The sequence below is a fragment of the Caulobacter sp. D5 genome, from assembly GCF_003185805.1.
Taxonomy (GTDB): domain Bacteria; phylum Pseudomonadota; class Alphaproteobacteria; order Caulobacterales; family Caulobacteraceae; genus Caulobacter.
In genome coordinates this window covers 1-4,956 of record NZ_QHJY01000498.1, presented here as the reverse complement: position 1 = coordinate 4,956, position 4,956 = coordinate 1, and the positions used below count along the sequence as shown (strand labels likewise).

At 69.9% G+C, this 4,956-nt stretch carries 5 protein-coding genes; 3 read left to right on the top strand and 2 right to left on the bottom strand.

From position 1 onward, the window contains the following. Positions 1-1,499: helicase-related protein (locus DMC18_RS24380; protein ID WP_255580434.1), on the bottom strand; the 1,499-nt coding region annotated here is incomplete at its 3' end. Positions 1,500-1,633: 134 nt separating this feature from the next. Here DMC18_RS24380 and DMC18_RS24375 point away from each other — a divergent pair. Next, on the top strand, positions 1,634-3,460 hold the full coding sequence (locus DMC18_RS24375; protein WP_158285981.1) for a beta-L-arabinofuranosidase domain-containing protein: 1,827 nt from the start codon (positions 1,634-1,636) through the stop codon (positions 3,458-3,460). Here DMC18_RS24375 and DMC18_RS24370 read toward each other — a convergent pair. Then, positions 3,433-4,311, bottom strand: coding sequence for an MBL fold metallo-hydrolase (locus tag DMC18_RS24370; RefSeq protein ID WP_110120696.1), 879 nt, complete (start codon positions 4,309-4,311; stop codon positions 3,433-3,435). The genes DMC18_RS24375 and DMC18_RS24370 overlap by 28 nt on opposite strands. A gap of 73 nt (positions 4,312-4,384) precedes the next feature. Between DMC18_RS24370 and DMC18_RS24365 the strand changes: the two genes are divergently transcribed. Both DMC18_RS24365 and DMC18_RS24360 read left to right on the top strand, forming a co-directional pair. Then, on the top strand, positions 4,385-4,744 hold the full coding sequence (locus tag DMC18_RS24365; RefSeq protein ID WP_199228528.1) for a helix-turn-helix transcriptional regulator: 360 nt from the start codon (positions 4,385-4,387) through the stop codon (positions 4,742-4,744). Further along, a partial coding sequence (locus tag DMC18_RS24360; RefSeq protein ID WP_255580433.1) for a rhodanese-like domain-containing protein occupies positions 4,713-4,956 on the top strand: 244 nt, incomplete at its 3' end. The genes DMC18_RS24365 and DMC18_RS24360, both read left to right, overlap by 32 nt.

Below are 4,956 nucleotides of genomic sequence, written 5' to 3'. Positions count from 1 at the left end.
CCGTCGGCGGCGACGCCGGCCAGGATCGTCTCGCGCTCGCCCAACTGCTTCATCAGCACGCTGGTGCGGCGGTCGATGAACCGGGCCATCAGCTTTTCGTGCAGGGTGTCGCTGATCTTGTCTTCGAGCTCGCGGGTGCGGCCCTGCCAGTGGACGGGATTGGCCAGCCAGTCGGGACGGTTGGCGATGTAGGACAGGGTGCGCACGCCCGACAGCCGCGCGGCCAGGCTGTCGATCTCGCCGTCGGTGCGGTCCAGCGCCTTGAACTGGCCGTTGATCCAGTCTTCCGGCAGGCGCTTGCGACCGGTGGTCAGGTCGTCGAACAGCGTCTTGACCATCCGCTGGTGGTCGTCGTCGGTGGTCTTGCGGAAGTCGGGCGTCTGGCAGACGTCCCACAACTTCAACAGGGCCGAGCGGTCGGACTTGCAGCGGGCGACGACGTCTTCCTGCTGGGCCAGCTTGCGCAGGGTGCGCTCGTCCAGGGCTTCCTGCGACAGGCTCAAGCCATTGCGGTTGGGCGGTTCGGACAGCGAGCGCAGCAGGCCGGGCAGGTTGCCGAAGTCCAGCCTGGCGCTGCGCCACTCGGCGGCCATCACCGGTTGGAAGGCGTGTTCCTCGACGGCCTGGACCAAGTCCTCGTCCATCTCCTCGCAGTCGCCCGTCACGCCGAAGGTGCCGTCGCGGGTGTAGCGGCCGGCGCGGCCGGCGATCTGGCCGACCTCCTGCGGGTGCAGCCAGCGGGTGCGGCGGCCGTCGAACTTGCGCAGGCCGGCGAAGGCCACGTGGTCGACGTCCATGTTCAGGCCCATGCCGATGGCGTCGGTGGCCACGAGGAAATCGACCTCGCCGCTCTGGTAGAGGGCGACCTGGGCGTTGCGGGTGCGGGGGCTGAGGCTGCCCATGACCACGGCCGCGCCGCCCCGCTGGCGGCGGATCAGTTCGGCGATAGCGTAGACGGCGTCGGTGGAGAAGGCCACGACCGCCGTGCGCCGGGGCAGGCGGGTCAGCTTCTTGGAGCCGGCGTAGGACAGGTTGGAGAACCGCTCGCGGCCGACGATCTCGGCGTCGGGCAGCAGGCGGCGGACCAGCGGAGCCATGGTCGCCGCGCCCAGCAGCATGGTCTCGAACCGGCCTCGGGCATGCAGCAGACGGTGGGTGAAGATGTGGCCGCGCTCGGGATCGGCGCACAGCTGGATTTCGTCGATGGCCACGAAGTCGACTTCGCGGCCCAGCGGCATGGCCTCGACCGTGCAGACGAAGTAGGCCGCGCGCGGCGGGACGATCTTCTCCTCGCCGGTGATCAGGGCGACGCTGGCCTTGCCGCGCAGCTTGACGATGCGGTCGTAGATCTCGCGCGCCAGCAGGCGCAGCGGCAGGCCGATCATGCCCGAGCCATGGCCGAGCATGCGCTCGACGGCCAGGTGGGTCTTGCCGGTGTTGGTGGGCCCCAGGACCGCGGTGAGCCGCGACGGGGCGAGGCCGGTGGAACGGTCGCTCATGACCCCCCGAAAGTGGGACGGGATTCGGGGCGAGGCAAGCGTGGGCTTGGAATTGTCGCCGCGGCCTTCCGCCCTACCCGGGGGCGGCGAATTGTAGGATGAAAGAGGCGTTTCTCGGGGGAGGTGACGCGACCATGGTGTCTCGCCGCATGTTTCTGGCCGGCTGCTGCGCGGCCTGCGCGCCGACGGGCGGGGTTTTCGCCGCCGACGGCGGCGTCGCCACCGCTAAAGGCCCGGCGCTGGAAACCTTGCCTTACGACCGCGTGCGGCTGGGGCCGGGGAAGATGCGCGACCAGCTGGACTGGCAGCATCGGCTGTTCATGGGGCTCGACGACGACCGGCTGCTGAAGCCGTTCCGCCAGCGCGCGGGCCTGCCCGTGCCGGGCGAGGACATGGGCGGCTGGTACGATGACAGCCCCGACTTCCACATCGACGTCAACGACTGGAGCACGGCCGACTGGCACGGCTACATCCCTGGTCACAGCTTCGGGCAGTACGTCTCGGGCCTGTCGCGCTATGTCGCCATCACCGACGACGCGGCCACGCGGGAGAAGGTGCGGGGCCTGGTCGTGAAGTACGCCCGGACGATCTCGCCGCGCTTCTTCGAAGGCTACACCCTGCCGGCCTACACCTACGACAAGGTGGTGATCGGCCTGATCGACGCCTGGCGCTACGCCGACGTGAAGGAGGCCGGGCCGGCGCTGGACAAGGTCACCGACGCCGTCCTGCCGGTGCTGCCGGAAAAGGCCCTGACGCGGGAGGAGCGCCGCCAGCGGCCCTATTCCAGCGAGGCCGAGATCTGGGACGAGCCCTACACCCTGCCCGAGAACCTGTTCCTGGCCTGGCGGCTGGGCCTGGGCGAGCGCTATCGGACGCTGGCCCTGCGCTACATGCAGGACGAGGCGCTGTTCGATCCGCTGGCGCGGGGGCAGAGCCCGCTGGCCGGCAAGCACGCCTACAGCCACGTCAACGCCCTGAACTCGGCGATCCAGGCCTGGTACGCGACGGGGCGGGAAAAGTACCTGCAGGCCGCCCGCAACGGTTTCGACTTCGTGCTCGCCCAGTCCTTCGCCACCGGCGGCTGGGGTCCCAACGAGGAGCTGTTGGGCGCGGGGGACAGCGAGACCCTGCTGAAGTCGCTGACCGAAACCCACCGCAGCTTCGAGACGCCGTGCGGCGCCTACGGCCACTTCAAGATCGCTCGCTCGCTGCTGCAGATCACCAAGGATCCCCGCTACGGCGACAGCATGGAGCGGGTGCTCTACAACACCATCCTCGGCGCGCGCGACACGACGCAGAAGGGCGAGACCTTCTACTATTCCGACTACAGCGACGCGGCCTCGAAGTTCTATCGCGACGAGCTGTGGCCCTGCTGCTCGGGGACCTTCATCCAGCTGGCGGCCGACTACGGGATCAGCGCCTATCTGCAGGACGGGGCGAAGCTCTATGTGAACCTCTATGTCCCCTCGACCTTGTCGGCGAGCGTGGACGGGGCGGCGGTGTCGCTGCGCCAGGAGACCCGCTATCCGCTGGAGCCGACGATCGCGATCGCCGTCGATCCGGCCCGCCCGACGCGGTTTTCGCTGATGCTGCGTATTCCGGAATGGGCGGGGGCGGGCGGCCGCATCCTGGTCAACGGCCGTCCGGCGGGGGTGACGGCGCGTGCTGGGACGTTCGTGGCGCTGGAGCGCCTCTGGCGGCCGGGCGACAAGGTCGAGATCGCCTTCGACATGACCCCGCGCCTGGAGCCGCTGAACGCCGCCCATCCCGAGGTGGTGGCGCTGCTGACCGGGCCGCTGGTGCTGCTGCCGATCGGTCCTGGCGAGGTGAAGCTGACGAAGGCCCAGTGGCTGGCGGCTGCTAGGGCCGGGGCCGATACGTGGCGCGCCGGCGAGGTGGTGTTCAAGCCGTTCATGGCCATCGGCGACGAGCGCTATCGGCTGTACGGGCGGCTGGCCTGAGGGCTGACCGGGAGCCGCAGGAACACGCGGCCGGACGCGGTCGGGGCAGGCAGGGCGCCGGCGCGGATGTTCACCTGCAGGGACGGCAGGATCAGGGTCGGGGCCGCCAGGGTCGCGTCCCGCGCCGTGCGCAGGGCGACGAAGTCGTCCTCGGCCTGGCCGTCGCGCACGTGGATGTTGCCGGCCCGCTCGTCGGCGACGGTGGTTTCCCAGCGATAGTCTGATCGGCCTTGCGGCAGATAGTCGTGGCCGACGAAGACGCGGGTTTCCGGCGGCAAGGCCAGGACCTTGCGGATCGAGCGGTACAGGGTCCGCGCGTCGCCGCCGGGAAAGTCGGCGCGGGCGGTGCCGTAGTCGGGCATGAAGATCGTATCGCCGACGAAGGCGGCGTCGCCGATCAGATAGGTCAGGCAGGCCGGGGTGTGGCCGGGCGTGTGCAGCGCGCCGATCGACAGCTCGCCCAGGGGCAGGACGTCGCCCTCGTTCATCAGCACGTCGAAGACCGCCCCGTTGGCGGCGAGTTCGGCCTCGAACACGGGGATGAAGGTCTTCTGCACCTCGACGATCCACGCGCCGATGACGATCTTGGCCCTGCTCCTGGCGCGGATGTAGTCGGCGGCCGACAGGTGGTCGGCGTGGGCGTGGGTCTCCAGCACATAGGCCAGGGTCAGGCCCCGGGCCTCGACGGCGGCCAGCAGGGCGTCGGCCGAGCGGGTCGAGAGCCTGCCGGCCTTGGGCTCGTAGTCGAGCACGGGGTCGATGATCGCGGCCGTGCGCGTGGCCGGGTCGGCGACGATGTAGCTGACGGTGAAGGTGGCGGAATCGAAAAACGCTTGAACGTCTGGGCGCATGGCTGGAGCCTCCGGTGGGCGGGCTCTTAATATTAGTGCTTGCTAAATTAGATCAAGCTAATATATGGCGATCATGTTCGATCTCTCGCGTTTCGACGTCAGTCAGTTCGAGGCCAGCGCCGCGCAGGCCGCCAAGCTCCTGCGCGCCTTGGCCAACGAGCGGCGGCTGATGATCCTGTGCCAGCTCGCCGACGGCGAACGGTCGGTGGGGCAGATCCAGCCCCTGGTCGGCCTGTCGCAGTCGGCCCTCTCGCAGCACCTGGCGGTGTTGCGCGAGGAGGGGATCGTGGCCGCGCGCCGCGAAGCCACGAGCCTCTGGTACCGGATCGCCGATCCGGCCGCCCTCAAGGTGGTCGGCACGCTCGCGGAGATCTTCTGCCCTCCAGCGGAGACCGCCGCCCATGACCACGATCCTCGATCCCCTGACGCCTGACGAGGCGGCCCGGCGCCTGGCGCAGGGCCGCGCCGTGCTGATCGACATCCGCGAGCCCGACGAGTTCGCCCGGCGACGGGCCAGGGGCGCGCTGTCGCGCCCGCTGTCGACGCTGGACACGGCGGGCCTCGGCCTGACCGACGGCCGGGAGGTGATCTTCACCTGCCGCTCGGGCATGCGCACGGCCGCCAACGGCCAGCGCCTGGCGGCGG